The sequence below is a fragment of the Brevibacillus sp. FW301-21C12A genome (assembly GCF_058788915.1).
In genome coordinates, this window is record NZ_JBYTBG010000104.1 from 1 (window position 1) to 1,563 (window position 1,563).

Annotated in this window: 2 protein-coding genes; both read right to left on the bottom strand. The window is 39.9% G+C overall.

The genetic code is table 11. The features are described 5' to 3' along the window. Positions 1-98: 98 nt before the first annotated feature. Positions 99-611: a hypothetical protein gene (locus AC3WQH_RS25410; RefSeq protein ID WP_007780564.1), complete on the bottom strand. Its 513-nt coding sequence runs from the start codon at positions 609-611 to the stop codon at positions 99-101. Positions 612-834: 223 nt separating this feature from the next. Then, positions 835-1,563: hypothetical protein (locus AC3WQH_RS25415; RefSeq protein ID WP_492332325.1), on the bottom strand; the 729-nt coding region annotated here is incomplete at its 5' end.

Consider the following 1,563-nt stretch of genomic DNA (forward strand, 5'->3'; position numbering starts at 1 on the left):
CCCCTCCGGTCAACAGTGTTGATCTCATCATACCATGAGGTCTTTTTTCACTGTCTACCATGAGGGGATAATACCATGTGGAATGGGCTTTTAATATTTTACTTGCTTACCTCAGTACCTGACGGAGCATAAATATAGTAATTTCCTTGTGTATCGTAGCTATTTAGAGTTTCCCATACTAGGTTATAGTCACCTAGTTTAACATTCGTGAATGTAATAGTGTATGGATTCTTATCACCTTTCACATCTGTTGTTGCAAGCACTGTCCCACTTGAATTTTCTAGTGTCCATCGAGTCGAAGCTTGTTCTCCAGTATGTATTCCTTGCTGAACCAACCGAACGGAAATTGTCCCGGCTTCACCCATTGAGATGTTATGATTGTAATACCCAGGCCATCCTCCACCTTGACGGAGAATAAAAGGGCCTGCTGTTACACCAGCCGCAGCAGCCAACTGAGATATTGTAGTAGGATCTGAGGAAACTTTTACTCCCACTCTTTCCTGGCTTTGTTGGTCAGACTGTTTCGAATTTGATTCAGCAAAAGCTGGAGTAAAGATACTCATCGTGGCCAGCATAGTAGCGAACGCACAAACAGCAAATCTTTTTTTCACAATATCCCCTCCGTTTGAATTTATGGAAATATTTACAAATACCATTCTACCATCTGATTTACCTATGTAAATAGAATGATATGAAATATATGATAATTTGGTAAAAAGGAACTAATTTTCTATAAAAGGGGTACCGCCAACAAAGTGCGGATTTTGTACGCTAAGCCCTGTTTGATAGATAAAACGCCGGAATCCTGTACGCTAAGGAAAACCGGCTTATTCGTTACTTTTTCTTTTTCAATTCCTCAATCTGATGCTCATATTCTTTTTCCTGCTTTTTTAAATCTTCCTCATGTTCCTTTCTGATCTGCTCGATCCGTTCATAAAGAGCTTGAATTTTAGTTGTAGATTCTTCATTTGCTTTTTGAAGCCTGTCCTGGAACTCCGTACGGAGATGTAATAGCTCACGCTCTTTTTCAACGTCTTTCTTTTCGACGATGCGTTCAAGTTCAGCTTGATGACGTTCCTGTGCTTGACGAAGTACTTCTTTCCGGATTTCTTCCATACTTTGAAGATTTTCTTTTTCCTTATTCAGTTCCTCTTGGAGTTTGGCGATTTGATGTGTTAACCGGTCAACTTGATCCTTATAAGATTTACTTTCCTCGTATCCCTGACGAAAATCGTTTACAAGACCGGTTAACGTATCGTTTTTCTCTTTGTACTCCTGGATCAACAGCTTGTTATTCTCGCTAGATTCTTCCATCTGTCGTACAAGACGCTCAGCTTCTTCTTTCATTTGTTTGAATCGATCTACTTCCTCGGCAGCAGCTTGTAGCTGCTTTTTTAAATCACTGATCTCAAACTGACATTCCTCAATCATTAGATTCTTAGATTCTTTCAGTTCCTCAGCCTTACGATGGATCTCTTCTTTTTCAAACGAGGAGCCATTCCTGTAATGAAGAAATTTGAGCTTTGAAAGAAAAAAGCGCCTCCTGTATGCTGGGTCTTGGAA